The 25689-nt window shown below is 71.6% G+C and carries 25 protein-coding genes; 5 read left to right on the top strand and 20 right to left on the bottom strand.

Features of this window, described 5'->3' with window-relative positions:
* Positions 1-342: 342 nt before the first annotated feature.
* The 10 genes from tyrS to argC all read right to left on the bottom strand — a co-directional run bounded on the left by tyrS (position 343) and on the right by argC (position 10757).
* The gene (tyrS, locus tag DI005_RS15605; RefSeq protein WP_113642635.1) at positions 343-1617 is read right to left on the bottom strand and encodes a tyrosine--tRNA ligase; all 1275 of its coding nucleotides are present in this window, start codon (positions 1615-1617) and stop codon (positions 343-345) included.
* Between the two features lie 27 nt (positions 1618-1644).
* Positions 1645-2271 carry a DNA-3-methyladenine glycosylase gene (locus DI005_RS15600; RefSeq protein ID WP_113642634.1) on the bottom strand — a complete coding sequence of 209 codons (627 nt, stop codon included), beginning with the start codon at positions 2269-2271 and terminating at the stop codon, positions 1645-1647.
* 97 nt (positions 2272-2368) lie between these two features.
* Positions 2369-3766: an argininosuccinate lyase gene (gene argH / locus DI005_RS15595; protein ID WP_199542825.1), complete on the bottom strand. Its 1398-nt coding sequence runs from the start codon at positions 3764-3766 to the stop codon at positions 2369-2371.
* A 51-nt stretch (positions 3767-3817) separates the two neighbouring features.
* Entirely contained in the window at positions 3818-5020 is a 1203-nt protein-coding gene (locus tag DI005_RS15590; RefSeq protein ID WP_112272127.1) for an argininosuccinate synthase, read from the bottom strand.
* Positions 5013-5531, bottom strand: a complete 519-nt coding sequence (locus DI005_RS15585; protein ID WP_110339725.1) for an arginine repressor — start codon at positions 5529-5531, stop codon at positions 5013-5015. The genes DI005_RS15590 and DI005_RS15585 overlap by 8 nt, the downstream gene beginning before the upstream one ends.
* Positions 5528-6457, bottom strand: a complete 930-nt coding sequence (argF, locus tag DI005_RS15580; protein WP_112272129.1) for an ornithine carbamoyltransferase — start codon at positions 6455-6457, stop codon at positions 5528-5530. Before argF ends, DI005_RS15585 begins: the two co-directional genes overlap by 4 nt.
* Position 6458: 1 nt before the next feature.
* Positions 6459-7652, bottom strand: coding sequence for an acetylornithine transaminase (locus DI005_RS15575; protein ID WP_113642632.1), 1194 nt, complete (start codon positions 7650-7652; stop codon positions 6459-6461).
* Positions 7652-8584 (bottom strand): acetylglutamate kinase, encoded by a 933-nt coding sequence (argB, locus tag DI005_RS15570; RefSeq protein ID WP_112272133.1) that lies wholly within the window; start codon positions 8582-8584, stop codon positions 7652-7654. Before argB ends, DI005_RS15575 begins: the two co-directional genes overlap by 1 nt.
* Positions 8581-9732 carry a bifunctional glutamate N-acetyltransferase/amino-acid acetyltransferase ArgJ gene (gene argJ / locus DI005_RS15565; RefSeq protein ID WP_113642631.1) on the bottom strand — a complete coding sequence of 384 codons (1152 nt, stop codon included), beginning with the start codon at positions 9730-9732 and terminating at the stop codon, positions 8581-8583. Before argJ ends, argB begins: the two co-directional genes overlap by 4 nt.
* Entirely contained in the window at positions 9729-10757 is a 1029-nt protein-coding gene (gene argC / locus DI005_RS15560) for an N-acetyl-gamma-glutamyl-phosphate reductase (RefSeq protein ID WP_113642630.1), read from the bottom strand. Before argC ends, argJ begins: the two co-directional genes overlap by 4 nt.
* Before the next feature lie 205 nt (positions 10758-10962).
* Between argC and DI005_RS15555 the strand changes: the two genes are divergently transcribed.
* Complete coding sequence (locus DI005_RS15555) at positions 10963-11655, top strand: DNA alkylation repair protein (RefSeq protein ID WP_113642628.1); 693 nt, start codon at positions 10963-10965, stop codon at positions 11653-11655.
* Positions 11656-11929: 274 nt separating this feature from the next.
* On the opposite strand, the gene pheT is transcribed toward DI005_RS15555, so the two are convergent.
* From pheT to infC, 6 genes are all read right to left on the bottom strand, one after another.
* On the bottom strand, positions 11930-14503 hold the full coding sequence (gene pheT, locus DI005_RS15545) for a phenylalanine--tRNA ligase subunit beta (RefSeq protein WP_113642627.1): 2574 nt from the start codon (positions 14501-14503) through the stop codon (positions 11930-11932).
* A 71-nt stretch (positions 14504-14574) separates the two neighbouring features.
* On the bottom strand, positions 14575-15642 hold the full coding sequence (gene pheS / locus DI005_RS15540; protein WP_113642625.1) for a phenylalanine--tRNA ligase subunit alpha: 1068 nt from the start codon (positions 15640-15642) through the stop codon (positions 14575-14577).
* A 116-nt stretch (positions 15643-15758) separates the two neighbouring features.
* Positions 15759-16532, bottom strand: a complete 774-nt coding sequence (locus DI005_RS15535) for an RNA methyltransferase (RefSeq protein WP_199542819.1) — start codon at positions 16530-16532, stop codon at positions 15759-15761.
* A 32-nt stretch (positions 16533-16564) separates the two neighbouring features.
* Positions 16565-16942 carry a 50S ribosomal protein L20 gene (rplT, locus tag DI005_RS15530; protein ID WP_110339742.1) on the bottom strand — a complete coding sequence of 126 codons (378 nt, stop codon included), beginning with the start codon at positions 16940-16942 and terminating at the stop codon, positions 16565-16567.
* A 67-nt stretch (positions 16943-17009) separates the two neighbouring features.
* Positions 17010-17204 (bottom strand): 50S ribosomal protein L35, encoded by a 195-nt coding sequence (gene rpmI / locus DI005_RS15525; RefSeq protein ID WP_110339744.1) that lies wholly within the window; start codon positions 17202-17204, stop codon positions 17010-17012.
* Between the two features lie 73 nt (positions 17205-17277).
* Positions 17278-17892: a translation initiation factor IF-3 gene (infC, locus tag DI005_RS15520; RefSeq protein ID WP_112272140.1), complete on the bottom strand. Its 615-nt coding sequence runs from the start codon at positions 17890-17892 to the stop codon at positions 17278-17280.
* 231 nt (positions 17893-18123) lie between these two features.
* Between infC and DI005_RS15515 the strand changes: the two genes are divergently transcribed.
* Entirely contained in the window at positions 18124-18483 is a 360-nt protein-coding gene (locus tag DI005_RS15515; RefSeq protein WP_112272142.1) for a DUF1844 domain-containing protein, read from the top strand.
* Position 18484: 1 nt separating this feature from the next.
* Here DI005_RS15515 and DI005_RS15510 read toward each other — a convergent pair whose 3' ends face one another.
* Genes DI005_RS15510 through DI005_RS15500 form a run of 3 tightly spaced genes read right to left on the bottom strand, consistent with a single transcriptional unit; the run spans position 18485 to position 20597 of the window.
* Positions 18485-18868, bottom strand: coding sequence for a RidA family protein (locus tag DI005_RS15510; RefSeq protein ID WP_112272144.1), 384 nt, complete (start codon positions 18866-18868; stop codon positions 18485-18487).
* Positions 18865-19632 carry an IclR family transcriptional regulator gene (locus DI005_RS15505; RefSeq protein WP_113642623.1) on the bottom strand — a complete coding sequence of 256 codons (768 nt, stop codon included), beginning with the start codon at positions 19630-19632 and terminating at the stop codon, positions 18865-18867. The genes DI005_RS15510 and DI005_RS15505 overlap by 4 nt, the downstream gene beginning before the upstream one ends.
* Positions 19629-20597 carry a sugar kinase gene (locus DI005_RS15500; protein ID WP_255565703.1) on the bottom strand — a complete coding sequence of 323 codons (969 nt, stop codon included), beginning with the start codon at positions 20595-20597 and terminating at the stop codon, positions 19629-19631. The genes DI005_RS15505 and DI005_RS15500 overlap by 4 nt, the downstream gene beginning before the upstream one ends.
* A gap of 88 nt (positions 20598-20685) precedes the next feature.
* Here DI005_RS15500 and DI005_RS15495 point away from each other — a divergent pair, with 88 nt between their 5' ends.
* Genes DI005_RS15495 through DI005_RS15485 form a run of 3 tightly spaced genes read left to right on the top strand, consistent with a single transcriptional unit; the run spans position 20686 to position 25001 of the window.
* Complete coding sequence (locus tag DI005_RS15495) at positions 20686-21993, top strand: amino acid deaminase (RefSeq protein WP_113642621.1); 1308 nt, start codon at positions 20686-20688, stop codon at positions 21991-21993.
* 9 nt (positions 21994-22002) lie between these two features.
* A complete protein-coding gene (locus DI005_RS15490) occupies positions 22003-23598 on the top strand; it encodes an amidohydrolase family protein (RefSeq protein WP_113642619.1) in 1596 nt (531 codons plus the stop codon).
* Positions 23595-25001: a GntP family permease gene (locus DI005_RS15485; protein WP_113642617.1), complete on the top strand. Its 1407-nt coding sequence runs from the start codon at positions 23595-23597 to the stop codon at positions 24999-25001. The genes DI005_RS15490 and DI005_RS15485 overlap by 4 nt, the downstream gene beginning before the upstream one ends.
* A gap of 4 nt (positions 25002-25005) precedes the next feature.
* On the opposite strand, the gene DI005_RS15480 is transcribed toward DI005_RS15485, so the two are convergent.
* Positions 25006-25680, bottom strand: a complete 675-nt coding sequence (locus tag DI005_RS15480; RefSeq protein ID WP_112272153.1) for a response regulator — start codon at positions 25678-25680, stop codon at positions 25006-25008.
* Between the last annotated feature and the right edge of the window lie 9 nt (positions 25681-25689).

The following is a 25689-nucleotide window of genomic DNA, read 5'->3' as shown; positions in this document are numbered from 1 at the left end:
CAAAAAAGGGGCAAAACTATCAAAGACTACAAGCTCACAAACACACTGTTGAGTTCTCAAACAACACGATGTTGTATTTCCAGCTATCCGGAGCATAAACAAACCCCACCGTAAACCTTGCGGTTCATCTTGGGGGCTTGTCGCTCCGATCGAGGAACACCCACTCTACCACAACAGCGGGAGCTTGGTTCGTATTCCCCGGCCTGGTAACCCGCGCCCTGTGGTCTCCCACCGGCCCGGTCTCCCCGGCAACGAAGAAAAGATTACACCCCCCGAAACACCCCTCGAACAGGGGGGTCCCTTAACCGCGTATTCGCAGCTCAGGGACCCCGCTGGCCCGGCTCAGCGCAGGACGCGCACGCCGGCGAGGTTCCGCTTGCCCCGGCGCACCACGAGCCAGCGCCCGTGCAACGCGTCCGACCCACCGGGCCGCCAGTCCTCGGCGGTGATCTTGGTGTTGTTCACGTACGCGCCGCCCTCCTTCACCGTGCGGCGCGCGGCGCCCTTGCTGTCCACCAGGCCGCCCGCCACGAGCAGGTCGACGATCGTCGGCTCTTCCGCGAGCTTGACCTCCCCGGTGGGGACCTCGGCCAGCGCGGCGTTGAGCGTCGGCTCGTCCAGCTCGCCGAGCTCGCCCCTGCCGAAGAGAGCCTGGCTCGCCGCGATCACCTGACGCGTCTGCTCCTCGCCGTGCACGAGGTCCGTCAGCTCCTGCGCCAGCCTGCGCTGGGCGAGGCGAGCCGCCGGACGATCAGCGGTGGCCGTCTCCAGCTCCGCGATCTCGTCCCTGCTCAGGAACGTCAGCAGCTTGAGGTACTCCACGACGCTCGCGTCGGGCAGGTTGAGGAAGTACTGGTACCAGGCGTACGGAGTGGTCATCTCCGGATCCAGCCAGACGTTGCCGCCGCCGGTGGACTTCCCCAGCTTGCGCCCCTCGGAGTCGGTCACCAGCGGAGTGGTCACCGCGTGCACCTGCGCGCCGTGCACCCGTCGCACCAGGTCGACCCCCGCGACGATGTTGCCCCACTGGTCGGATCCGCCGATCTGCAGTTTGACCCCGTGCCGCTCGTACAGCTCCCGGTAGTCGGTCGCCTGCAGCAGCATGTAGCTGAACTCCGTGTAGGAGATCCCGTCGCCCTCGAGCCTGCGCTTGACGGTCTCGCGCGCCAGCATCGTGTTGACGGAGAAGTGCTTGCCGACGTCACGCAGGAACACGGGCACCGACATCGCGCCGAGCCAGTCGAGGTTGTTGACCTCGATGGGCGGCAGGTCCGCGTGGCCGAAGTCCACGAACTTCGCGAGCTGCCCGCGCAGCCGCTCGGCCCACTCCCGGACCGTCTCCTCGGAGTTCAGCGTGCGCTCACCGACATCGCGGGGGTCGCCGATCAGCCCGGTGCCCCCGCCCGCGAGCAGCACCGGCCGGTGCCCGGCGTTCTGGAAACGCCGCAGCACCAGCATCTGCACGAGGTGGCCGGCGTGCAGGCTCGGGGCGGTCGGGTCGAACCCGATATAGACCGCCAGCGGACCCGCGTCGAGATCGCGCCGCAGCGCGCCGAGGTCGGTGGACTGCGTGATCAGCCCTCGCCAGGCCAGCTCGTCAAGAATGTGCTCACTCACGCACCGGATTTTCCCCCACGCCCCGGTTCACCCCTCAGCCCGGGCACGAACCCGGCCGCCCCGCCGGTAGGTGCTGACCGCGGGCGACCCGTCGATCCAGAACCGCCAGGGGATGCCCATCGCCGCGGCCACCCCCACCCGGGGGCCGGTGCGGATCCGCTCCGGTGGCACGCGCGGACCGTCGAGCAGGCGCACGGACGCCTCCGGATCGGTGAGGTCGATACCGTTGTGGGCCCGGTCGACACCGAGCACGGACGTGAGCACAGCGGGGCCTTTCGCGACGGCCCCGTTGCCCCTCGCGGTCGGGCGGCGCGCCTTGGCCAGCTCGGTGCCCTCCAGCACTTCTCCGGCCCGCAGCAGCACCGCACCCGGCTGTCCGTCGGTGAGCCCGACGATGTTGGCGCAGAAGTGCATGCCGTAGACGAAGTACACGTACAGGTGCCCCGCCGGACCCCACATCACGTCGTTGCGCGGCGTGCGGCCCCGATAGCAGTGCGAGGCCGGGTCGTCGAGCCCGCGGTATGCCTCGACCTCGGCCAGCCGCACCCGCACGGTGCCCTGCTCGCCACGCGACTCCAGCACGCAGCCCAGCAGCCGCCGGGCGAGGTCGACGGGATCGATGGCGAGCTCGTCGCGCGTGAGCTGACGCCTCATCGCGGCACGGGCCCACGGGTCGGGAACGGCACGACTCCCCCAGCAGTGTCGGTCGGAAAGGCCAACCACCACTCTAGGAGCCCGCCGAGGTGGTCGATCACCCTGTCGCCCACGCCCGGTGCCCGGCCAGCCGCGCGACGAGCCGGTCGCGCTGCTCGGCGACCCGCGCCGGCGCCGTGCCGCCACGGGCGTCCCGCGAGGCCACGGAGCCCTCGACGGTAAGGACCTCGCGCACACTCGGCGTGAGAGCCGGATGGATCTTCGCCAGCTCGTCGTCGGTCAGCTCGTCGAGTCCGGCGTCACGGCCCTCCGCGACCCGCACACACTCGCCCGCCGCCTCGTGCGCGTCGCGGAACGGCACGCCCTGCCGCACGAGCCACTCGGCGATGTCAGTGGCGAGCGTGAACCCGGCCGGTGCCAGCTCGGCCAGGCGCTCGGTGTGGAAGGTGAGCGTGCCGAGCATCCCGGCGATCGCGGGGAACAGCAGCTCGAGCTGCTCGACGGAGTCGAAGACCGGCTCCTTGTCCTCCTGCAGGTCCCGGTTGTAGGCGAGCGGTTGCGCCTTGAGCGTCGCGAGCAGCCCGGTGAGGTTGCCGATCAGCCTGCCCGACTTGCCCCTCGTCAACTCCGCGACGTCCGGGTTCTTCTTCTGCGGCATGATCGAGCTGCCCGTGGCCCACGCGTCGTCGAGCGTGACGTAGCCGAACTCGGCCGTGTTCCAGATGATGACCTCCTCGGCGATCCGCGAGAGGTTCACCGAGAGCATCGCCACCGCGAACGCGAACTCGGCGGCGAAGTCGCGCGAGGCGGTGCCGTCGATCGAGTTCTCCACCGACGTGGTGAAACCCAGCTCCTCGGCCACGGCGTCGGGGTCGAGACCGAGCGAGGAGCCCGCCAGCGCGCCGGAGCCGTACGGCGACTCCGCGGCGCGGACGTCCCAGTCACGCAGCCTGCCGACATCGCGCAGCAGCGACTGCGCGTGGGCCAGCAGGTGGTGCGCCAGCAGAACGGGCTGCGCGTGCTGCAGGTGCGTACGGCCCGGCAGGACCGCGTCCGGGTACCGGTCCGCCTGCGCGACCAGCGCGTCGACGACGTCGAGCGTGCCCGTGACCACGCGGCGTGCCGCGTCCCGCAGCCACATCCGGAACAGCGTGGCCACCTGGTCGTTGCGCGAACGGCCGGCGCGCAGCTTGCCGCCGAGCTCCGCGCCGGCGCGTTCCAGCAGACCGCGTTCGAGGGCCGTGTGCACGTCCTCGTCCGCGATGGTCGGCGTGAACGCGCCGGACGCGACGTCGTCGGCCAGCGTGCCGAGCGCGGCGAGCATCGCTTCCAGCTCGTCGCCGGTGAGCAGCCCCGCCCGGTGCAGCACGCGGGCGTGCGCCCGGGAGCCGGCGATGTCGTAGGGCGCCAGTCGCCAGTCGAAGTGGGTCGAGGCGGAGAGCGCCGCCATCGCTTCGGCAGGGCCGCTCGCGAACCGCCCGCCCCACAGGGCCACCGGCTGTCCGCTGTCCTTCTCGGTCACGCTGTCACTCTCTGTCGGAAACGGTCAGTTCTTGCTCTGCTGGCGCTTCGCCGCGATCTTGCTGGGCAGGCCCCACAGCTGCACGAAACCCTTCGCCAGCGACTGGTCGAAGGTGTCGCCCTCGTCGTAGGTCGCCAGGTTGAAGTCGTACAGCGACTCGTCGCTGCGCCGGCCGGTCACGGTCGCGGTGCCGCCGTGCAGCACCATGCGGATCTCACCGGTCACGTGCTCCTGCGTCTTCGCGACGAAGCCGTCCAGCGCGTCCTTCAGCGGCGAGAACCACAGGCCGTCGTACACCAGCTCGCCCCAGCGCTGCTCGACCTGCCGCTTGAACCGGGCCAGGTCGCGCTCGACGGTGACGTTCTCCAGCTCCTGGTGCGCGGTGATCAGCGCGATCGCGCCCGGCGCCTCGTACACCTCGCGGCTCTTGATGCCCACCAGCCGGTCCTCGACCATGTCGAGCCTGCCGATGCCGTGCGCGCCAGCGCGGGTGTTGAGCTCCTTGATGGCCTCGAGCATCGTGACCGGCTTGCCGTCGATGGCCACCGGCACGCCCTTGTCGAACGTGATCACCAGCTCGTCGGGCGCCTGGAAGTGGACCGTCGGGTCCTGGGTGTAGGAGTAGACCTCCTTCGGCGGCGCGTTCCACAGGTCCTCGAGGATGCCCGTCTCCACCGCGCGGCCCCACACGTTCTGGTCGATCGAGAACGGCGACTTCTTGGTGACGTCGATGGGCAGGTCGCGCTCCTCGGCGTAGGCGATCGCCTTCTCCCGCGTCCACGCGAAGTCCCGCACCGGGGCGAGCACGTCGAGGTCCGGCGCGAGCGCGCCGATGCCGACCTCGAATCGCACCTGGTCGTTGCCCTTGCCGGTGCAGCCGTGCGCGACGGTGGTGGCGCCGTGGTACTTGGCGGCCTCGGCGAGGTGCTTGACGATCACCGGCCGCGACAACGCCGACACCAGCGGGTACCGGTCCATGTACAGCGCGTTGGCCTGCAGCGCGGGCAGGCAGTACTGGTCGGCGAACTCGTCGCGCGCGTCGGCGACGACGGCCTCGACGGCGCCGCAGTCCAGCGCCCGCTTGCGAATGGTCTCGAGGTCCTCGCCGCCCTGGCCGAGGTCGACGGCCACCGCCACCACCTCGGCGCCGGTCTCCTCGGCGATCCAGCCGATCGCCACCGAGGTGTCGAGCCCGCCCGAGTACGCGAGCACCACCCGGTCAGTCATGGTTGTTCTCCTCACTACCGTTTACGTCCGAAGTAGACGATCGCTGCGCCATCGCGGCGAAGCGGCCTGCCAGGTCCTTGCCCGACAGCGGTTCCCTGGCGATCACCGCCACCGTGTCGTCGCCCGCGATCGAGCCGACGACCTCCTCCAACGCCGCCCTGTCGATCGCGCTGGCCAGGAACTGCGCGGCCCCCGGCGGGGTCCGCAGCACCATGAGGTTGCCCGAGGCGTCCACCGAGACCATCAGCTCGGCCAGCAGCCGCGACAACCGGGACGTACCGCCCTGCACGCCCCGCACCGGGCTGCCGTCCTCGGGTATCACGTACACCGGCGCACCGGAGTCCGCACCCCTCAGCTTCACCGCACCCAGCTCGTCGAGGTCCCTGGACAAGGTAGCCTGCGTGACCTCGATGCCCTCGGCGGCCAGCAGTTTCGCGAGCTCTGTCTGGCTGCGGATGGCCATCGTGGACACCAGCTCGGTGATCCTGGCCTGGCGCGCCGCTCGACTCATCGTCGGTCCACCTGGTCGAGCAGCCAGACGAGCAGCGCCTTCTGCGCGTGCAGGCGGTTCTCCGCCTCGTCCCACACCGCGCTCGCCGGGCCGTCGAGCACCTCGTCGGTGATCTCCCAGCCCCGGTGAGCGGGCAGGTCGTGCAACACGATCGTGTCCTCGCCGGTACGGGCCAGTAGCTCGGCGTTGACCTGGTACGGCCGGAACGGCAGCACCCGGTCCTTCCCGTCGTTCTCCTGGCCCATCGACGTCCACGCGTCCGTGGTCACCACGTCGGCGCCGTCCACCGCGGCGTGCGGGTCGGTGAACACCTTCGCGCTGCCGCCCGTCTCCGCCGCCCGCTTGGCCACCGCGTCGAGCACCCACGGCGCCGGATGGAAGCCCTCCGGCGCCGCGACCCGCACGTGCAGCCCCGCCGTGACACCGCCGAGCAGCAGCGAGTGGGCCATGTTGTTGGCCGCGTCACCGAGGTAGGTCAGGGTCAGCCCGGCGAGGGTGCCCTTGCGCTCCCGGATCGTCTGCAGGTCGGCGAGGATCTGGCACGGGTGGAACTCGTCGGTGAGCGCGTTGACCACCGGCACGCTCGCCACCGACGCGAAGGAGTCGATGCGGGCCTGCGCGAACGTGCGCCACACCACCACGTCGACGTAGCGCGACAGCACCCGCGCGGTGTCCTCGATGGTCTCCTCGCGGCCGAGCTGCATGCTCCGCCCGTCGACCACCACCGGGTGCCCGCCGAGCTGCGCGATGCCGACCTCGAACGAGAACCGGGTCCGCGTCGAGTTCTTCTCGAAGATCACGGCGACGGCCTTCGGGCCCGCCAGAGTGTCCCGGTAGGGCTGCTTCTTCAGCTCGTCGGCGAGGTCGAGAACCTGGAGCTGTTCCTCGGGGCTCAGGTCGTCGTCGCGGAGGAAGTGGCGAGGCATGTCAGTCGGTGTCCTTCGTGGTGGTGGAGTCGAGCGCGCCGGGCAGCGCGGCCAGGAACTCGTCGGCCTGCTCGTTGCTGAAGATCAGTGGTGGGGCGAGCCGGATGACGTCGGGCTGGATCGGGTTGATCAGCAGGCCCGCCCGCTGCGCCGCGGCGGCGACCTTGGCCGACACCTGCTCGCGCAGCAGGATACCGATCAGCAGGCCCGAGCCCCGGACCCCGCCGATCAGCGGATGGCCGAGCTTCTCGACGCCGGCCGCGATCTCCTTGCCGAGGCCGGATGCGTGTTCGAGCAGCCCGTCGGCGGCGATCGTGTCCAGCACCGCGAGCCCGGCAGCGCAGCACACCGGGTTGCCGCCGAACGTCGTGCCGTGCTGGCCCGGCTCGAACAGCGACGCGGCCTGCCCGACGGCGATGCACGCGCCCAGCGGCAGGCCGCCGCCGAGGCCCTTCGCCAGCGTGATGACGTCCGGGACGATGCCGGCCCGGTGGAACGCGAACCAGCTGCCCAGCCTGCCGATGCCCGTCTGCACCTCGTCCACCACCAGCAGCGCGCCGTGCTTCGCCGTGATCGCACGGGCGACCTGCAGGTAGCCCTCCGGAGGGACGACAACGCCGTTCTCCCCCTGGACGGGCTCGACGACGAACGCGGCGGTCTCACCGTCGACGGCGGCCTCCAGCGCGGCGACGTCACCGAAGGGAATGTGCTCGACGCCCGGCACCAGCGGCTCGAACGGCGTGCGCTTGCCAGGCTGGCCGGTGAGCGACAACGCGCCCATCGTCCGGCCGTGGAAGCCGCCCTCGGTGGCGATCACCTTCGTACGGCCGGTGCGCCGGGTCAGTTTGAGCGCGGCCTCGACCGCCTCCGCCCCGGAGTTGCAGAACAGCACCCGGCCGTCACCGTCCACACCGGACAGATCGAGCAGCCGCTCGGCCAGCTTGAGCGCGGGCTCGTTGATGTAGAGATTGGATGTGTGACCGATCGTGGAGATCTGCCGCGTCACGGCCTCCACCACCGCGGGGTGCGCGTGGCCGAGCGCGTTCACGGCGATGCCGGTGAGCAGGTCGAGGTAGCGGTTGCCGTCGGCGTCCCACACCACGGCGCCCTCACCGCGCTCCAGCGACAGTTGCGGGGTGCCGTAGTTGTTCATCATCGCGGCCTGCCACCGCTGCTGCTTGTCCTGGTTGGACACTACGCTCCCCCTGTCTCCTGCGGCAGGACCATCGTGCCGATGCCCCGCGACGTGAAAACTTCGAGCAGTACCGAGTGCGCGATCCGCCCGTCGATCACGTGCGCCCTGCGGACACCGCCGTTGATCGCCCGCAGGCACGCCTCCATCTTCGGGATCATCCCGCTCGCGAGGCTCGGCAGCATTTCCTTGAGCCGGTCGGCCTCGATGCGGTCGATCAGCGACGAGCGGTCGGGCCAGTTGGCGTAGAGGCCCTCGACGTCGGTGAGCACCACGAGCTTCTCCGCGCCGAGCGCCGCCGCGAGCGCACCCGCGGCCGTGTCGGCGTTGACGTTGTGCACCACGCCGTCGACGTCCGGCGCCACGGTGGACACCACCGGGATGCGGCCCGCGTTCACGATGTCGAGCACGGCGTCCGGGTTGACGCTCGCGACCTCGCCAACGAGCCCGACGTCCACCTGCTCGCCGTCGACCGTTGCGTGCTTGCGCTCGGCGGTGAACAACCTGCCGTCCTCGCCGGAGATGCCGACCGCGTACGGCCCGTGCGCGTTGATGAGGCCCACCAGCTCGCGGCTGACCTGGCCCACCAGCACCATCCGGACCACGTCCATCGTCTCGGGGGTGGTGACGCGCAGGCCGCCCTTGAACTCGCCCTCGATACCCAGCCTGCCGAGCATCGCGGTGATCTGCGGGCCACCGCCGTGCACGACCACCGGCCGCAGCCCGGCGATGCGCAGGAACACCATGTCCTGCGCGAACGCCCGCTTGAGGTCGTCGTCGATCATGGCGTTGCCGCCGTACTTGATCACCACGGTCGCGCCGTGGAACCGCTGCAGCCACGGCAGCGCCTCGATCAGCACGCCGGCCTTCTCGGCCGCCGTCGCCAGCCGCTCGTCGGCGGGGACCAGTGATTCCGCGCTGTTGCCGCCCGTCATGTCGAGTACGCCGAGTTCTCGTGCACGTACGCGTGCGTCAGGTCGTTGGTCCAGATCGTCGCCTTCTCGGTGCCCGCCTTGAGGTCGACGACCACGCTCACCTCGCGCCCGGTCAGGTCGACCTTGTCGCGGGGCTCGCCCGGCTGGCCGTCCTTGCAGATCCACACGCCGTTGAACGCCACGTCGAGCGCGTCGGGCTCGAAGGCCGCGCTGGTGGTGCCGACGGAGGCGAGGATGCGGCCCCAGTTCGGGTCCTTGCCGAAGACGGCGGTCTTGAAGAGGTTGCTGCGCGCGATGGCGCGGCCCACCTCGACGGCGTCGTCCTCGGTCGCGGCGTTGACGACCTCGATGGCGATGTCGTGATCGGCGCCCTCGGCGTCGCCGAGCAGCTGCTGGGCGAGGTCGTGGCAGACCTCGGTGAGCCGTGCGGTGAACTCGGCCTCGTCCGGCGACGCCCCGGAGGCGCCACTGCACATGAGCAGCACGGTGTCGTTGGTGGACATGCAGCCGTCGGAGTCGAGCCGGTCGAAGGTCACCCGCGTGGCGGCTCGCAGCGCGCGGTCGGCTGTGTCGGCCTCCACCTGCGCGTCGGTGGTGACGACCACGAGCATCGTCGCGAGCGCGGGCGCGAGCATGCCTGCGCCCTTCGCCATGCCGCCGATGCTCCAGCCGCCGCCCTCGCGCAGGGCCTCCTTGCTGCGGGTGTCGGTGGTCATGATCGCCTCGGCCGCGGCGGGTCCTCCCGTCGCGGAGAGCCCGGCTGCGGCCTCGGTGATGCCGGCCATGAGCTTGTCGGCCTGCAGCTGCTCGCCGATGAGGCCGGTGGAGCACACGACGACGTCGATCGCGCCGATGCCGAGCTTGTCGGCCACCAGCTCCGCCGAGGCGTGCGTGTTCTGGAAGCCTTCGGGGCCGGTGTAGCAGTTGGCTCCGCCTGAGTTGAGGACGACAGCCCTGGCCTTGCGGCCCTGCATCACCTGCTCGCTCCAGAGCACCGGGTTGGCCTTGCAGCGGTTGGTGGTGAACACGGCGGCGGCGACGTCGGAGGGTCCGTCGTTGACGACGAGGGCGACGTCGGGCTTGCCGCTGGCCTTGAGGCCCGCGGTGACCCCGGCGGCACGGAAGCCCTGGGGGGAGGTGATCGTCATGGCGCGACTCCTACGGCCGGAAGTCCCGTGGTCTCGGGCAGCCCGAGCGCGATGTTCATGGACTGGACGGCACCGCCCGCGGTGCCCTTGGTGAGGTTGTCTATGGCGGCAACCACGACGAGGCGGCCCGCGTCGGCGTCGACGGCCACCTGCAGCTGGACGTTGTTGGAGCCGACCGTCGCCGCGGTGGTGGGCCAGCTTCCCTCGGGCAGCAGCTGCACGAACGGCTCGGCGTCGTACGCCTTCTCGTAGGCGGCCCTGACGGCGGCGAGGTCGGTGTCGGCCGTGAGCGGGGCGCTCGCGGTGGTGAGGATGCCGCGCGGCATGGGCGCGAGCACCGGCGTGAACGACACGGTCACGCGCTCACCCGCGACGAGGCCGAGGTTCTGGGCGAACTCCGGGGTGTGCCGGTGGGCGCCGCCGACACCGTAGGCGCTGGCCGAGCCCATCACCTCGGAGCCGAGCAGGTGCGGCTTGAGGCTCTTGCCAGCGCCGGACGTGCCGGTGACGGCGACGACCGTGACCTCGGGCTTGACGAGCCCCTCCGCGAACGCGGGCACAAGGGCGAGCGTGCCGCCGGTCGGGAAGCACCCGGGGACGGCGACGCGCTTGGCTCCCTGGAGCTTCTCGCGGGCGCCGGGCAGCTCGGGCAGGCCGTAGGGCCACGTGCCCGCGTGGTCTCCGCCGTACCAGCGCTGCCAGTCGGCCGCCTCGGTGAGGCGGTGGTCGGCGCCGAGGTCCACCACGAGCACGTCCGGACCGAGTTGGGCCGCGAGCTGGGCGGAGTGCCCGTGCGGCAGCGCGAGGAAGACCACGTCGTGGCCGGCGAGCTTCTCGGGGGTCGTCTCAGCGACGACCCGGTCCGCGAGCGGCACCAGGTGCGGCTGATGCCCCCGCAGCGGCGTGCCCGCACTGCTCGCGGCGGTCAGTGCGCCGATCTCGATGTCCGGGTGGGCGAGCAGCAGGCGGAGGAGCTCCCCGCCCGCGTATCCGGTGGCACCGGCCACCGCAACCTTCACCGTCATGCGAATGATTATGCATGATGACGCAATATCAATCAAACGGGTTCCCGTGAGCCCGCGGTGACGGCTCCGTTCGCGCCGGTTCGCGGCAGAGGGGCCGTTCTTGTCGGTGCCCGGTCCTACGGTCGCAGGAGATCAACGACAACGACAGGTGGGGGCAAGATGACCGGGCACGCGGACCGAAGCCGGTGGGAGAGGCGGGCTGACGATGACGCATCCGTTGGTACGAGCCGTGCGGGACGGGCTAGCCGAGCTGGCCGACCCTGCCAAGGCTCCCGACATGCGGCGGTACATGAAGTCGGAGCTGCCGTTCCGTGGGGTGCCCAAGCCCGCCAGGGAGATCCTCGGGCGCAGGCTGTTCGCGGAGCATCCACTGCCCGACGTGCCGGTGTGGGAGTCGGTGGTCCGGCAGCTGTGGGACGAGGCGGCACACCGGGAGGAGCGGTACCTGGCCATCGACCTCACGGGGCACCGCGCCTACGCCCGCTGGCAGACGCCGGAGCGGCTGCCGCTGTACGAGCACCTGATCGTCACCGGGGCGTGGTGGGACTACGTGGACGAGATCGCGATCCGCCGCGTCGGTCCCATCCTGCGGGCCGACCCGGCGACGGTGTCACCGCTGATGCGCGCGTGGGCCCACGACGGCGACCGGTGGAAGCGCCGCATCGCGGTGATCTGCCAGGTGGGGTCCAAGGAGGCCACCGACCCGGACCTGCTCGCGTACTGCGCGGAGGCAAACGTGGGTGACCCGGACTTCTTCCTGCGCAAGGGCATCGGGTGGGCGCTCCGCCAGTACGCCCGCACCGACGCGGACTGGGTCCGCGCGTTCGTCGCCGACCATCCGGGGCTGTCCCCACTCTCGCGGAAGGAGGCACTCAAGCATCTGAGCACCACCGCGTAGCGGCACGAGCCCCGGCGACCGCCTCTACGCGGGCGCGGCCTCAAGCGCGGGCGCGGCCTCAAGCGCGGGCGCGGCGTCAGCCGCAGGCGCGGCGTCAGCCGCAGGCGCGGCGTCAGCCGCAGGCGCGGCGTCAGCCGCAGGCACGGCACCAACCACGAGCGCGGCGTCAACCGCAGGCGCGGCGTCGGCCGCAGGCACGGCACCAACCACGGGCGCGGCCTCAACCGCAGGCACGGCGTCAACCACGGGGGGCGGCGTCAGCCGCCGTGCCCACTCAGCCGCGGAGGACGGCGCCGAACCGCTCCGCCGCGGCGGCGACGGCGGCATCGCGGGCCTGCGTCGCCTCCTCGACGGTGAGGGTCCGGTCGGGTGCGCGGAAGCGCAGCTTGTACGCCAGCGAGCGCTTGCCCTCGCCCACCTGCTCGCCCGTGTAGGTGTCGAACAGGGTGACGTCCTCGATCAGCTCGCCCGCGCCCTCGCGCAGCGAGGCGGCCAGGTCGGCGGACGGCACCTCGGCGTCGGTCACCAGCGCCACGTCCAGCAGCACGGGCGGGAACGGCGAGATCGACGGCGCGGGCCGTGAGTCCCGCAGCGGCACGGCGTCGAGGTCGAGCTCCATGGCCACGGTGCGCTTGGGCAGGCCGAGCGCCTCGACGACCTTGGGGTGCAGCTCACCGGCGTGGCCGACCGCGACGTCGCCGACCAGGAGGCGGGCGCAGCGGCCCGGGTGCCACGGCGGCAGGTCGGCGGCCTCGGTGTGCAGCTCGACACCGCCCGCCTCGGCGATGGTGCGGGCGGCCTGCACGGCGTCGGCCCAGTTCGCGGTCTCGCCGTCGCCCCACCAGCCGGAGCGGCGGCGCTGGCCGGTGAGCACCACGGCGACGTGCTGGGGCTGGTCGGGCACGGCCCGCTCCAGCGCGGCCAGGTCCTCGTCGCTCGGGCGAGCCGCGACGCCGGGGTCGGGCGCGGCCGCGCGGCCCTCGCCGGGCAGCACCACCTGGCCGATGTGGAAGAGCGCGAGGTCACGGAACCCGCGGGAGATGTTGCGCTGCAGCGTCTCCAGCAGACCGGGCAGAAGGGAGGTCGCCAGCTGGTTCTTGTCCGCCTCGAGCGGGTTGCGAACGGTCAGGCCGCGCCTGCGAGCGTCGTCGGCGGGCAGCCCGAACGCGTCCCAGACCGAGGCCGGGACGAAGGGGAAGGGCAGCACCTCGACATAGCCTGCCTCGGCGAGCGCACGGGACACCGTTCGACGGCGCCGCTGCGTCTCGGTGAGGCCACGGCCCGCGGGTGCGGGCGGCAGCGTGGACGGGATGCTGTCGTAGCCCTCGAGCCGCAGCACCTCCTCCACGAGGTCGGTGGGCTGCGCCAGGTCGCCGCGCCAGCTCGGCGGCACGGCCGTGACGAGCGCGGTGCCGTCGTCGCCGGTGCCGACGGCCACCTTGCAGCCGATCTGCGTGAGGCGGCTGACGGTCACGCCGCGCTCGTAGCGCACGCCGGCGACCCGGTCGGGCAGGTTGATCGGCATCGTGATGGCCGGCGTCGGCGGGACCTCGCCCACGTCGGTGCGGCCGGGCCGGATGCTGCCCTCGCCGTACTGGCGCAGCAGCCGGGCGGCGCGCTCCACGGCGACCGCGCACAGCTGCGGGTCGGTGAAGCGCTCGAACCGCTTCGCCGCCTCGGAGAAGAGCCTGTGCCTGCGCGCGGTGCGGCTGATCGACGGCGGGTCCCAGTGCGCGGCCTCGAGCAGCACGTCGGTGCTGTCCGTGCTGATCTCGGTGCTCGCGCCGCCCATGGTGCCCGCCAGCGAGATGACGCCGCTGTCGTCGGCGATCACCACGTCATCGGGGTCCAGCGCGCGCTCGGCGTCGTCCAGCGTGACGAGCTTCTCGCCCTGCCGGGCCCTGCGCACCACCAGGTCGCCCTTGATGGAGCCGGTGTCGAACGCGTGCAGCGGGTGGCCCAGCTCGAGCATCACGTAGTTGGTGACGTCGACGGCCAGTGAGATGGAGCGCATGCCGGACAGCAGCAGCCTGCGCCGCATCCACCACGGCGTCGGGGCGCCGGCGTCGAGACCCGTCACGCGGCGCAGCACGAAACGGCGGCAGCCCTCCGGATCCTCGATGTGCACGGGCCAGGCCTCGCCCTCGGCCTCGGGCACCTCGATCTTGGCGGGGTCACCGAGCGGCACGTCGAGCGCGCAGGCCAGCTCGCGGGACAGTCCGCGGATCGACAGCGCGTAGCCGCGGTCCGGCGTCGGAGCCAGTTCCAGGACGGTGTCGTCGAGGTCGAGCACCTCGCGGGCGTCGTCGCCGGGGCTCGCGGTGCCCGAGGGCAGCACGAGAATGCCGGTGTGGTCCTCGCCGAGGCCCAGCTCCCTGGCCGAGCAGATCATGCCCTCGCTGACGCGGCCGTAGGTCTTGCGTGCCGAGATCGTGAAGTCGCCGGGCAGCACGGCACCCGGGAGCGCGACCACCACGAGATCGCCCTCGGCGAAGTTGCTGGCTCCGCAGATGATCCCGTTGGTGCGCGGGCGGGTCGGGTCGACCTCCTCGGCGTCCTCGCCGGCGGCGGCCTCAGCGGTGTCGTCGTCGGAGTCGGCGTCGTCGTCCGCCTCGTCCAGGTCTGCGTCACCGACCTCCACCCGGCAGTACCGGATGGGCTTCTTGAACTCGGTGAGCTCCTCGATCTCGACCACGCGGCCGATCACGAGCGGACCGGTGACCGTGCCGAGCGGCTCGACGCCCTCGACCTCGATGCCGATGCGCACGAACGCGTCGACCAGCGCCTCGGTGGTCACGTCGTCGCTGAGCTCGAGGTGCTCCTTCAGCCAGCTGACGGGGACTCGCACTACGCCACTCCTTCTTGCGGGACACCGGCACCCGGTCGGCGCGCATGACCGGCTTCGCGATTGTCAGCCATTCACGCCTCCGTCCCGAAGGGAAGGGTGAACCGCACGTCGCCCTCCACCATGTCGCGCATGTCGGGGATGCCGTTGCGGAACTGCAGCGTCCGCTCGAGGCCCATCCCGAACGCGAAGCCCGAGTACACCTCCGGATCGACGCCACAGGCACGCAGCACGTTGGGGTTGACCATGCCGCAGCCGCCCCACTCGACCCAGCCCGCGCCGCCCTTCTTCTCCGGGAACCACACGTCCACCTCGGCCGAGGGCTCCGTGAACGGGAAGAAGTGCGGGCGGAACCGCGTGCCGGACTCCTCACCGAAGATCGCCCTCGCGAACGCGTCGAGCGTGCCCTTGAGGTGCGCCATCGTGATGCCCTTGTCCACGGCTAGCCCCTCGACCTGATGGAAGACGGGAGTGTGCGTGGAATCGAGCTCGTCGGTGCGGAACGTCCGGCCGGGGCAGACGATGTAGACCGGCAGGTCGCGGTGCAGCAGCGCCCTCGCCTGCACGGGCGAGGTGTGCGTGCGCAGCACGAGGTTCGAGTCGTCGTCGCCGACGTAGAACGTGTCCTGCAGCTGCCGCGCTGGGTGGTCCTTGCCGAAGTTCAGCGCGTCGAAGTTGAACCACTCGGCCTCGAGCTCTGGGCCTTCGGCGACCTCGTAGCCCATGCCGACGAAGACGTCCGCGACGCGCTCGGCGATCGTGGTGATCGGGTGCCGGGCACCCCGGGGCACCCGGTCCCACGGCAGGGTGACGTCGACGGCTTCGTCCCGCAGCACGCGCTCGTCCCGCTCGGCCTGCAGCGCGGCGAGGCGGGCGTCGTAGGCGGCCTGGACGGTCTGCCTGGCCTCGTTCACCCGCTTGCCTGCCTCGGCTTTCCGCTCCTTGGGCAGCGAACCGATCTCGCGGCGGGCGAGCGACAGCGGCGCCTGGTCGCCCAGGTGGGCCGGCTTCACCCCGGCCAGCGCGTCCAGGTCCGCGGCGGCGGCGAACTCCTCCTCGGCCGCCTTGACGGCGGCCTCGAGCTTCTCGGAGGCGAGCGGGTCCACCTGCGGGGACTCTTGCTTGTCGAAGGCTTCGGACATGGCTCCTCGGCGTCCGCAGACGGTTCTGGAAGCACCACGCAGGCGCGAGCGAACGTGGGCAGAAGGACGTGAAGATTCTAGGTGATCCGGGTTGGCTGCCCGGCGGTCACCCTCGGTCAGGGCTCGTTCCGCAACGCGCTCGCGTAGAGACAGACGGCGGCCGCGGTGGCCAGGTTGAGGCTCTCGGCCTTGCCGTAGATCGGCACCTTCACGACGGCGTCGGCCGAGGCCAGCACGTCCTCGGGCAGCCCGTGCGCCTCGTTGCCGAACAGCCACGCCGTCGGCGCGGCCAGGCCAGGCGCCGAGCGCAGGTCGTGGTCCGCGTAGCCGTGCGCGGCGACGGTGCGCAGCCCCGCCCGTGAGCACGCGGCCAACACTGCGGCGACGTCGCGGTCCCTGGCGACGGGGAGGTGGAAGAGGCTGCCGGTGGAGGCGCGGACGCACTTGCCGTTGTGCACGTCCACCGCGTCGCCCGCGAAGATCACCGCGTCGGCGCCCGCCGCGTCCGCGGCGCGGAGCACGGTGCCCGCGTTGCCGGGGTCGGCGATGCCGACCAGCACGGCGACCAGGCGTGGCGTCCCGGCCAGCGCGATGTCCACTCCGACGGTGACGGTGTCGCACACGGCCACGAGGCCCTGCGGCGACACGGTCTCCGACAGCAGCTCGGCCGCCCGCTGGTTGATCGGCGACACCCGGGGTGCCTGTTCGAGCAGGTCCGGGTGCCTGGCCGCGGCGGCCTCCGTGGCGAACAGCTCGTGCACCCGCCCGTACCGCAGCGCCTCGCGAACGGACTGTGCGCCCTCGGCGAGGAAGCGGCCCGCCTCTTCGCGGCCGGACCGGGTCGTCAGGCGCCGAGCGGCAACGACCCGGGGCGTCCGGTGCGTGAACACCGTGACCTCCCCGGGTCGGTCGTCACCGGCGATCAGGCCGACTTCTTCTCTTCGGTGTTGACGTTCTGCTTCGCGAGCTCGGCGAGCGAGGCGAACGCAGCGGCGTCGTTGACGGCGAGCTCGGCCAGGATCTTGCGGTCGACCTCGACACCGGCGGCCTTGAGGCCCTGGATGAACCGGTTGTAGGTGATGCCGTTCTGCCTGGCGGCGGCGTTGATGCGGGTGATCCACAGCTGCCGGAAGTCGCCCTTGCGGGCACGACGGTCCCGGTAGGCGTAGTTGAGCGAGTGGAGCGTCTGCTCCTTGGCCTTGCGGTACAGCCGCGAACGCTGACCGCGGTAGCCGCTGGCCAGTTCGAGAGTTGCGCGACGCTTCTTCTGGGCGTTCACCGCCCGCTTGACGCGTGCCACGGGTCCATCCTGTCGTTCAGGGGGCGCGCCCGGGCGCCCCGGTGGTTACGGCGGGTTCGTCGGGAGGTCAGCGACCGAGCAGCTTCTTGATGCGCTTGACGTCGGCGGCGGCGACCTCCGTGGTGCCCTCGAGACGGCGCGTGACCCGGCTGGACTTCTTCTCCATCAGGTGGCGACGGCCCGCCTTCTGGCGGCGGATCTTGCCGGTGCCCGTGACCCGGACACGCTTCGACATCCCGCTGTGAGTCTTGTTCTTCGGCATTCTTTCCTCTTTCAGACGGCAGCACACCGAGAACCGGTGTGCTGCTGTGCGTGCTCTCGGCCGACGCTGGCCGTCACGACTCGGCGGACTCGGTCTCCTTGGCCGCCTTCGACTTTGCCTTAGCGTTCTTGTGCGGCGCCAGCACCATGATCATGTTGCGGCCGTCCTGCTTCGGCGACGACTCCACGAAGCCCAGCTCGGCGACATCGTCGGCGAGCTTCTGCAGGAGCCGGAATCCCAGCTCGGGCCGCGACTGCTCCCGTCCGCGGAACATGATCGTCACCTTGACCTTGTTGCCGGCCGCGAGGAAGCGGGACACGTGGCCCTTCTTCGTCTCGTAGTCGTGCTGGTCGATCTTGGGACGCAGCTTCTGTTCCTTGATGACGGTCAGCTGCTGGTTCCGGCGGGACTCGCGGGCCTTCTGCGCGCTCTCGTACTTGAACTTGCCGAAGTCCATGAGCTTGGCCACTGGCGGCCGTGCCTGCGGGGCCACCTCGACGAGGTCGAGGTCGGCCTCCTGGGCGAGCCGCAGCGCGTCCTCGATGCGGACGATGCCGACCTGCTCACCGTTCGGTCCCACGAGGCGAACCTCGGGAACACGGATGCGCTCGTTGATGCGCGTCTCGGAGCTGATGGGGCCTCCTTGGTCCAAATGTCGCTGTTCTCGTTTCGACCCTGGTGCCCACATACCACGGGCCCCGGTCACACGTACTCTTCGTACTGGTGTGCGGGGCCCTCGATCCGATCGGTGCCTGGTCGTACCAGGCGTTCCGCCTGCGCCGACACGGATGAACCGCTCGTACGCCGCGGGACCGGACCCGGCCGCCTCGTCGTGCTGGCGGCGACTCGGGTGGGAGCGGGGCTCCACTTGCGGCCCCCGATCGCTCGGAGGCTGGTCGCTCGTGGAAGGGTACCAGACGTGGTGGACAACGCTTCTCAGCAGCCCGAAAATTCCCCGGAGGACCGCGAGCTCCGGGACATCCCGAGCGTCGAGGTCATCAGCAGGGCCGCCGTCATGCTGCTCTCCGCCGCCGCCGAACGGCTCGGTCTCGCCGACCCCGACCCCGAAACGAGCCCGCACCGCGACCTCGACGAGGCCCGGAGGCTGATCACCGCCCTGGCCGGGCTGGTCACCGCCTCCGGCGAGTACCTCGGCCTGCACGCCGCGCCGCTGCGCGACGGCCTGCAGTCCCTCCAGAAGGCGTTCCGGGAGGCCTCCGCGGTGCCGGACGCACCTGGCCAGGGTCCGGGCGAGAAGTACACCGGCCCGGTTTACTGAACTACCCGTCGAGCACGGCCAGCGCGTCGATCTCCACGAGCAGGCCCTCGGGCAGGCCCACGTACACGGTCGTGCGGGCGGGGTACGGCTCGGGGATGAGCGCGTTGTACGTCTCGTTCAGCTCGGCGAAGTGCGCGGTGTCGGTGAGGTAGACGCGCATCATCACGACGTCGGTCATGCTCGCGCCCGCCTCGGCGAGCACAGCCTCGAGGTTGGCGAACACCTGCCGGGTCTGCTCGGCGACGCCGCCGGGCACGACCGTCCCGGTGGCCGGGTCGATGCCCACCTGACCCGCGAGCTGCAGGATGTTGCCCTTGCGCTTCGCCTGCGAGTACGCGGCGACGGGCTTGGGGGCGGCATCCGTGCTGATCGCACCGTTCGTCATCGGCTGGTTCCTCCCTGTTCGTTCCTCGACCATCCACATCGGATGGACGCTTCCTCCGCGGCCGCCAGCAGGTCGGGGACCAGTGCCAGCAGGCCGTCGATGTCGAGCAGCACCGTGGGCACGGACAGCGACAGCGCGGCGAGCACCTCGCCGCGGGCTCCGCGCACCGGTGCCGCGATGCAGTGGATGAAGTCCTCGTGCTCGGTGGCGTCGAGGGCGTACCCACGTTCGGCCACGCGCTCCAGCTCGGCGAGGTAGGAGTCGGCGTCGGTGATGGTGTTCGCCGTGAGCGCCGGGTAGCCGAGCGAGCGGGCGAGCTCGTCGCGCCGGGCCGGGGGCAGCGCGGCGGCCAGCACTTTGCCGACAGCCGTGCAGTGCAGCGGCGCGCGCTTGCCGACGCGCGAGTACATGCGCACCGCGTGGTGTCCCTCGAACTTGTCGATGTAGACGACCTCGCCGTCCTCGAAGCTCGCGAGGTGCACGGTGTGGCCGGTGCGCTCGTTGAGCGCGGCCAGTGCGGGTTCGGCGCCGCGCCGCACGTCGCGCTGTTCGAGCGACCGGTTGGCGAGGTCGAACAGCGCGCTGCCGAGCCGGTAGTGCCGCGCGCCCTCGCGGTGCACGAAATGGTGCGACTCGAGCGTGCGCAGCAGCCGCAGGACGGTGGACTTGTGCACACCGATCTCCGCTGCGAGCTGGTCGAGCGTCTTCGGCTCGCCGGCCAGGGCGGCGACGAGCGTGAGCGCGCGGTCGAGGCTCTGGCTCATCCGCGCACCTCCCCGACGGTCAGCCGCGCCGCCGCCCACTCCGGCTCGGCGGCGCGCAGCAGCGTGGCCACGACGTCGGGGGGCAGCGGCGTGCTCACGTCGTCCCTGGTCAGCAGGGTCGCTGCGGCCTGGAGGTGCCCGGCGCGCAGACGGGTGCGGGCATCCTCGCCGCGGAGTGTGGCCGCGAGGAAGCCCGCCGCGAAGGCGTCGCCGGCACCGACGGGCTCCACCACGTCGACGGCGAGAGCGGGCTCGAACACCGGCGCCCGCCCGCGTTCCAGCAGCGTGGCGCCGCGCTCGCCGTGCTTGACCACCACCGTGGCCGGCTCGGGCAGCAGCGCGCGCAGGCGCGCGGGCTCACCGGTCCCCCACACCTGCTCGGCCTCGTCCTCGCCGGTCAGCACGAGGTCGGCGAGCGCGGCGAGGCCGGCGACCTCGCCGGGATCGCGGCCCGCCCACAGCGTCGGCCGCCAGTTGACGTCGAACGACACCAGGCGGTTTCCGCGCGGCGCTTCGAGAAGCGCGCGGACGAGCTCGTGGCAGGCGGGTGAGAGGGCCGGGGTGATGCCGGAGAGATGCACCAGCCGCACGACGGAAAGGTCCACTGTGGACAGCAATTCGGGACCCATCGCGGACGCGGCCGAGCCCGCGCGGTAGTAGCGCATGACGGTGCCGGAGTCGCCGTTCTCCTTGACGTAGAGGCCGGTCCGGCGCGCGGGATCGGTGCGGACGCGGCTGACGTCGACCCCCTCGGCGGCGAGCTCCGCGAGTAGCGCCCTGCCGAAGGCGTCGTCGCCGACCGCTCCCGCGAAGGCGCTCGGCACACCCAGCGCGGCCAGCGCGCGGGCCACGTTGGACTCGGCGCCGCCGACGGTCCGGCGCCACGTGCGCACCTCGTGGGCGGGCCCCGGCTCGGCGGGCACGAACACCGCCATCGCCTCGCCGACGCACAGCACCTCGACCACGTGTCCCCTCCGAATCCGGCCGTTGACCCCGCTGCGGGAGCGATGCTACATCTTTCGAATGCGTTCTACGCAATCAGCATTGCACATTATGCAACATGAGCCTGCGACGCTGGACACCTCCGCACTGCGCGCCCTCGGCGAGGAGCCGCTCGGCTGGCGGTTCAAAGCGCTGCCCTCGGCGTGGGAGGGCCGCCCGCTCGCCGAGGCCGCCGCGAGCGGTGCGAGGCTGTTCGACGACGGGTTCGTCGGCCCGATCGTGGTGCTCGACGCGGCGGCGCTGGAGCACAACATGCGCGCGATGGCGGACTGGTGCGCCACGCACGGCGTCGCGCTCGCCCCGCACGGCAAGACCACGATGGCGCCGCAGCTGTTCGCCCGGCAGCTGGAGCACGGCGCGTGGGGTATCACCGCCGCCAACGCCAGCCAGCTGCGTGTCTACCGCGCGTTCGGCGTCTCGCGGGTGCTGCTGGCCAACCAGCTCGTGGACCCGGCCGCCCTGCGCTGGCTGGCCGCGGAGCTCGACCGCGACCCGGGGTTCGAGTTCTGTTGCTGGGCCGATTCCGTGCGCGGCGTCGAGCTGATGACCGAGGCGCTGGCCGGCACCCCCCGGCCCGTCGACGTGCTCGTGGAGCTGGGCGCGAGCGGCGGGCGCACCGGCGTGCGCGACCGGGAGACCGCGCTCGCCGTCGCCGCGGCGGTGCGCGACAGCCCGGTGCTGCGGCTGCGCGGCGCGGGTGGCTACGAGGGCGCGCTCGCCCACGACACCGGCGCGGAGGCGCTGGCCCGCATCACGTCCTATGTGGACGATCTGCGCGCGCTGACCGCCTCGCTCGCCGAGGGCGGCTACACCACCGAGGACGAACCGCTGATCGTCACGGCGGGCGGCAGCGCCTACTTCGATCTCGTGGCCGAAGGACTCGCCAGCGGCTGGGGATCAGGCCTCTCCGTGCTACCCATCCTGCGCAGCGGCGCCTACCTCACCCACGACGACGGCTTCTACCGCACGATGTCGCCGCTCGGCGCCGCGCCACGGGTCGAGGGCACACCCTTCAGGCCGGCGCTCCGGGCCTGGGCGCAGGTGACGTCCCGGCCCGAACCGGATCTGGCCCTGCTGACCCTCGGCAAACGCGACGCGTCGTTCGACGAGGGCCTGCCCGAGCCACAGCTGCACCGTCCGCGCGGCGGCGGCCTGCGGGAGCTGACCGGCCACACGGTGACCAAGCTCAACGACCAGCACGCGTTCGTGGCGCTGCCGCCGGGCTCACCGTTGGAGGTCGGCGACTGGGTGGGGCTCGGGCTCTCGCATCCCTGCACGGTGTTCGACAAGTGGCCGGTAGTCCCCGTGGTCGGCGAGGACGGAGAGACCGTGGTCGACCTGGTCCGCACCTACTTCTAGGAGGCCGAGATGGACACCGTCCTTCGTGGCGCGCGCATCGCCGACGGCACCGGCGGCGAACCGTACGAGGGCGACGTCGGCATCGCCGAGGGCCGCGTCGCCGCACTCGGCGAGCCGGGGTCGCTCACCGGTTCCCGCGTGATCGACGGCACCGGGCTGGTGCTGGCGCCCGGGTTCATCGACATGCACGCGCACTCCGACCTCCAGGTGCTCGCCGAGCCGGGACACCTCGCCAAGATCTCGCAGGGCGTCACCACGGAGGTGCTCGGGCAGGACGGGCTCTCCTACGCTCCCGTCGACGATTCGACACTCGCCGCGCTGCGCGCCCAGCTGGCCGGGTGGAACGACGACCCGCCCGGCTTCGACTGGAACTGGCGCTCCGTCGGCGAGTACCTCGACCGGCTCGACGAGGGCATCGCGGTGAACGCCGCGTATCTCGTGCCACAGGGCTCCGTGCGGATGCTCGCCGTCGGCTTCGAGGACCGGCCGGCCACCGAGTCCGAACTGGACACGATGCGGGGGCTCGTCGCCGAGGGCATGGCGCAGGGCGCGTTCGGCCTGTCGTCGGGGCTCACCTACACGCCCGGCATGTACGCGGACACCGACGAGCTCGTGGCACTGTGCGAGGTCACCGCCGAGCACGGCGGGTACTACAGCCCGCACCACCGCAGCTACGGCGCGGGCGCGCTGGAGGCGTTCGGCGAGATGGTGGAGGTGTCGCGCCGCTCGGGCTGCCCGCTGCACCTGGCGCACGCGACGATGAACTTCTCCGTCAACAAGGGCAGGGCCCCTGAGCTGCTGTCATTGCTGGACGACGCGCTCGATGACGGCTGTGACATCACGCTCGACACCTATCCGTACCTGCCGGGCGCCACGTACCTCTCCGCGCTGCTGCCGAGCTGGGCCGCGGAGGGTGGCCTCGACGCGACGCTCGCGCGGCTGTCCGATCCGGACACGCGCGAGCGGATCCGCGCCGAGATGGAGGAGACCGGCTCCGACGGCGCGCACGGGGTGCCGATCGACTGGGACGCCATCGAGATCAACGGCGTCCGCGCCCCGGCCAACGCGCATCTCGTCGGGCACAGCGTCGCCGCCTCGGCGACGGCGCAGGGCCGCGCGCCCAGCGACCTGTACTTCGACGTGCTGCGCTCCGAGCGGCTCGGCACGTCGTGCCTGATGCACGTGGGGCACGAGGAGAACGTCCGCGCGATCATGCGGCACCGCACGCACACCGGCGGCAGCGACGGCCTGCTCGTCGGCGACCGCCCGCACCCGAGGGCGTGGGGCACGTTCCCGCGCTATCTCGGCCGGTACGTGCGCGAGCTCGGGGTGCTCTCGCTCGCGGAGTGCGTCGCCCACCTGACCGGCAGGGCCGCCAGGAGGCTGCGGCTGCCCGACCGCGGGCTCGTCCGCGAGGGCTACGCCGCGGACCTGGTGCTGTTCGACCCGGAGACCGTCGCCGACACGGCGACGTTCGACCAGCCGAGGCAACAGGCCCAGGGCATCCCGTACGTGTTCGTCAACGGCGTCGCCGCGATCGACGACGGCCGTCCCACCGGAGCCCTCGCGGGCGGCTCCCTGCGCTCCTCCGGGAGGACCGCGTGACCGGATTCGTCGACTGGCTGCAGGAATCCACCGCGGGCCTGCTGACGCTGGCCGCGGTGTCGATCGCCGTGCTACTGGTGCTGATCATCCGCGTGAAGCTGGAGCCGTTCATCGCGCTCATCGTGGTGGGCCTGCTGACGGCGCTCGCGGCGGGCGTGCCCGTGGGCACGCTCGTCGGGTCGGCACAGGGCGCCTCGGACTCGCTGCTCGAGTCCGGTTTCGGCGGCGTGCTCGGGCACATCGCGGCCATCATCGGGCTCGGCACGCTGCTCGGCGCGGTGCTGGAGAAGTCGGGCGGGGCGCAGGTCCTCACCTCCGCGCTGCTGCGGGCGTTCGGCGAGAAACGCGCCCCGCTCGCGATGGGCGTCTCCGGGCTGATCTTCGGCGTCCCCGTGTTCTTCGACATCGGCATCTTCGTGCTGGCACCGCTGGTCTACGTCGCGGCGAAACAGGGCGGGCGCTCGATCCTGCTGTACTGCCTGCCGCTGCTCGCGGGGCTGTCGGTGACGCACGCGTTCCTGCCGCCGCACCCCGGACCCGTCGCCGCGGCGGGGCTGCTGGGCGTGGACCTCGGCTGGGTGATCCTCATGGGCGCCATCGCGTGCCTGCCCGCGTGGTTCCTCGGCGGGGTGCTGTTCTCGTCGTGGATCGGCAAGCGCATCGACGTCCCCGTGCCGGAGGAGATGCTGGCGGCGTCGCGGCAGGAGGGCCCCGGCGCCGCGAAGGACGCGCCCTCACTGCGGCTGGTCGCGCTGATCATCGCGGTGCCGCTCGTGCTGATCCTGCTCGGCACGTTCGGCAGCATCCTGCTCGCCGAGGGCTCCCGGTTCTCCGGCGTCGCCACGTTCGTCGGCACGCCCGCCGTCGCGCTGACGATCACGGTGCTGCTGGCGTTCTGGCTGCTCGGCACGCGGCGCGGCATGACGGCGAAGGACCTCGCCGAGCTCTCCAGCGTCGCGCTGCGGCCGGTGGCGATGATCCTGCTCGTGGTGGGCGCCGGCGCGTTCTTCGGCACGGTGCTCGCGGAGACGGGCATCGGCGACGCGGTGGCGAACTCGCTCGACTCGGCGGGGCTGCCCGTGATCCTCGCCGCCTACGTGATCAGCTGCGGCATGCGCATCGCGCAGGGCTCGGCGACGGTCGCGATCGTGACCACCACCGGCATCATCGCGCCGACCGTGACCCAGCTCGGCTACTCGCAACCCCAGCTGGCGCTGCTCGTGGTGGCCATCGCGGCCGGGTCGATCATCGCCTCGCACGTCAACGACGGCGGGTTCTGGATCGTCTCGCGCTACTTCGGGATCTCGGTGCAGGACACCTTCAAGACGTGGACGGTGCTGGAGACGATCCTGTCGGTCGTGGCCTTCACCGTGGCCGCGCTGCTGATGGTGTTCGTGTCGTGACGGCTCAGGAGACGGGCGAGTACCGGACCTCTGGCCGGCCGACGCTGCCGTAGTGGGGCTTGCGCTCGGCGAGGCCGTTGTCGGCGAGGTACTCCAGGTACCGCCGCGCCGTCACCCTGGATACCCCCGTCGCCGTGGCGACCGCGGCCGCCGAAAGGCCGTCACCCGTCTCGGCGAGCACAGCGCTGATCGCGTCGAGGGTGGCCCCGCTCATGCCCTTCGGCAGCGAGCCGTGGTCGGGCGTGCGCAGGGTCGCGAGCATCCGGTCGACGTCGGCCTGGCCGCTGACCTCGCCCGGCTTGGCGATGTGCTCGCGGAACCGGGCGTAGCGCTCCAGCTTGTCGCGCAGCGACGCGAAGGTGAACGGCTTCAGCAGGTACTGCACCACGCCCGCCGACACCGCTGCCCGCACCACCGCGAGGTCGCGCGCCGAGGTGACGGCGATGACGTCCACCTGCGTGCCCGCGGCCCGCAGCGCCTGGCACACGGCGAGGCCGTGGGTGTCTGGCAGGTAGAAGTCGAGGAGCACGAGGTCGACGTGGTGCCGCCCGCAGAAGCGCACCGCCTCGTTACCGGAGTGCACCACGCCGGCGACCGTGAAGCCGGCCACGCGCTCGACGTACTGCCGGTGTGCGTCGGCGGCGACGGGGTCGTCCTCCACCACGAGCACGTTGATCATCCGGTCACG

Origin of the sequence: Prauserella sp. PE36, assembly GCF_003311655.1 — a bacterium.
GTDB classification, from domain to species: domain Bacteria; phylum Actinomycetota; class Actinomycetes; order Mycobacteriales; family Pseudonocardiaceae; genus Prauserella_A; species Prauserella_A endophytica.
Note: the sequence above shows the minus strand (reverse complement) of the source record. Positions and strands in the feature narration are given on the sequence as shown.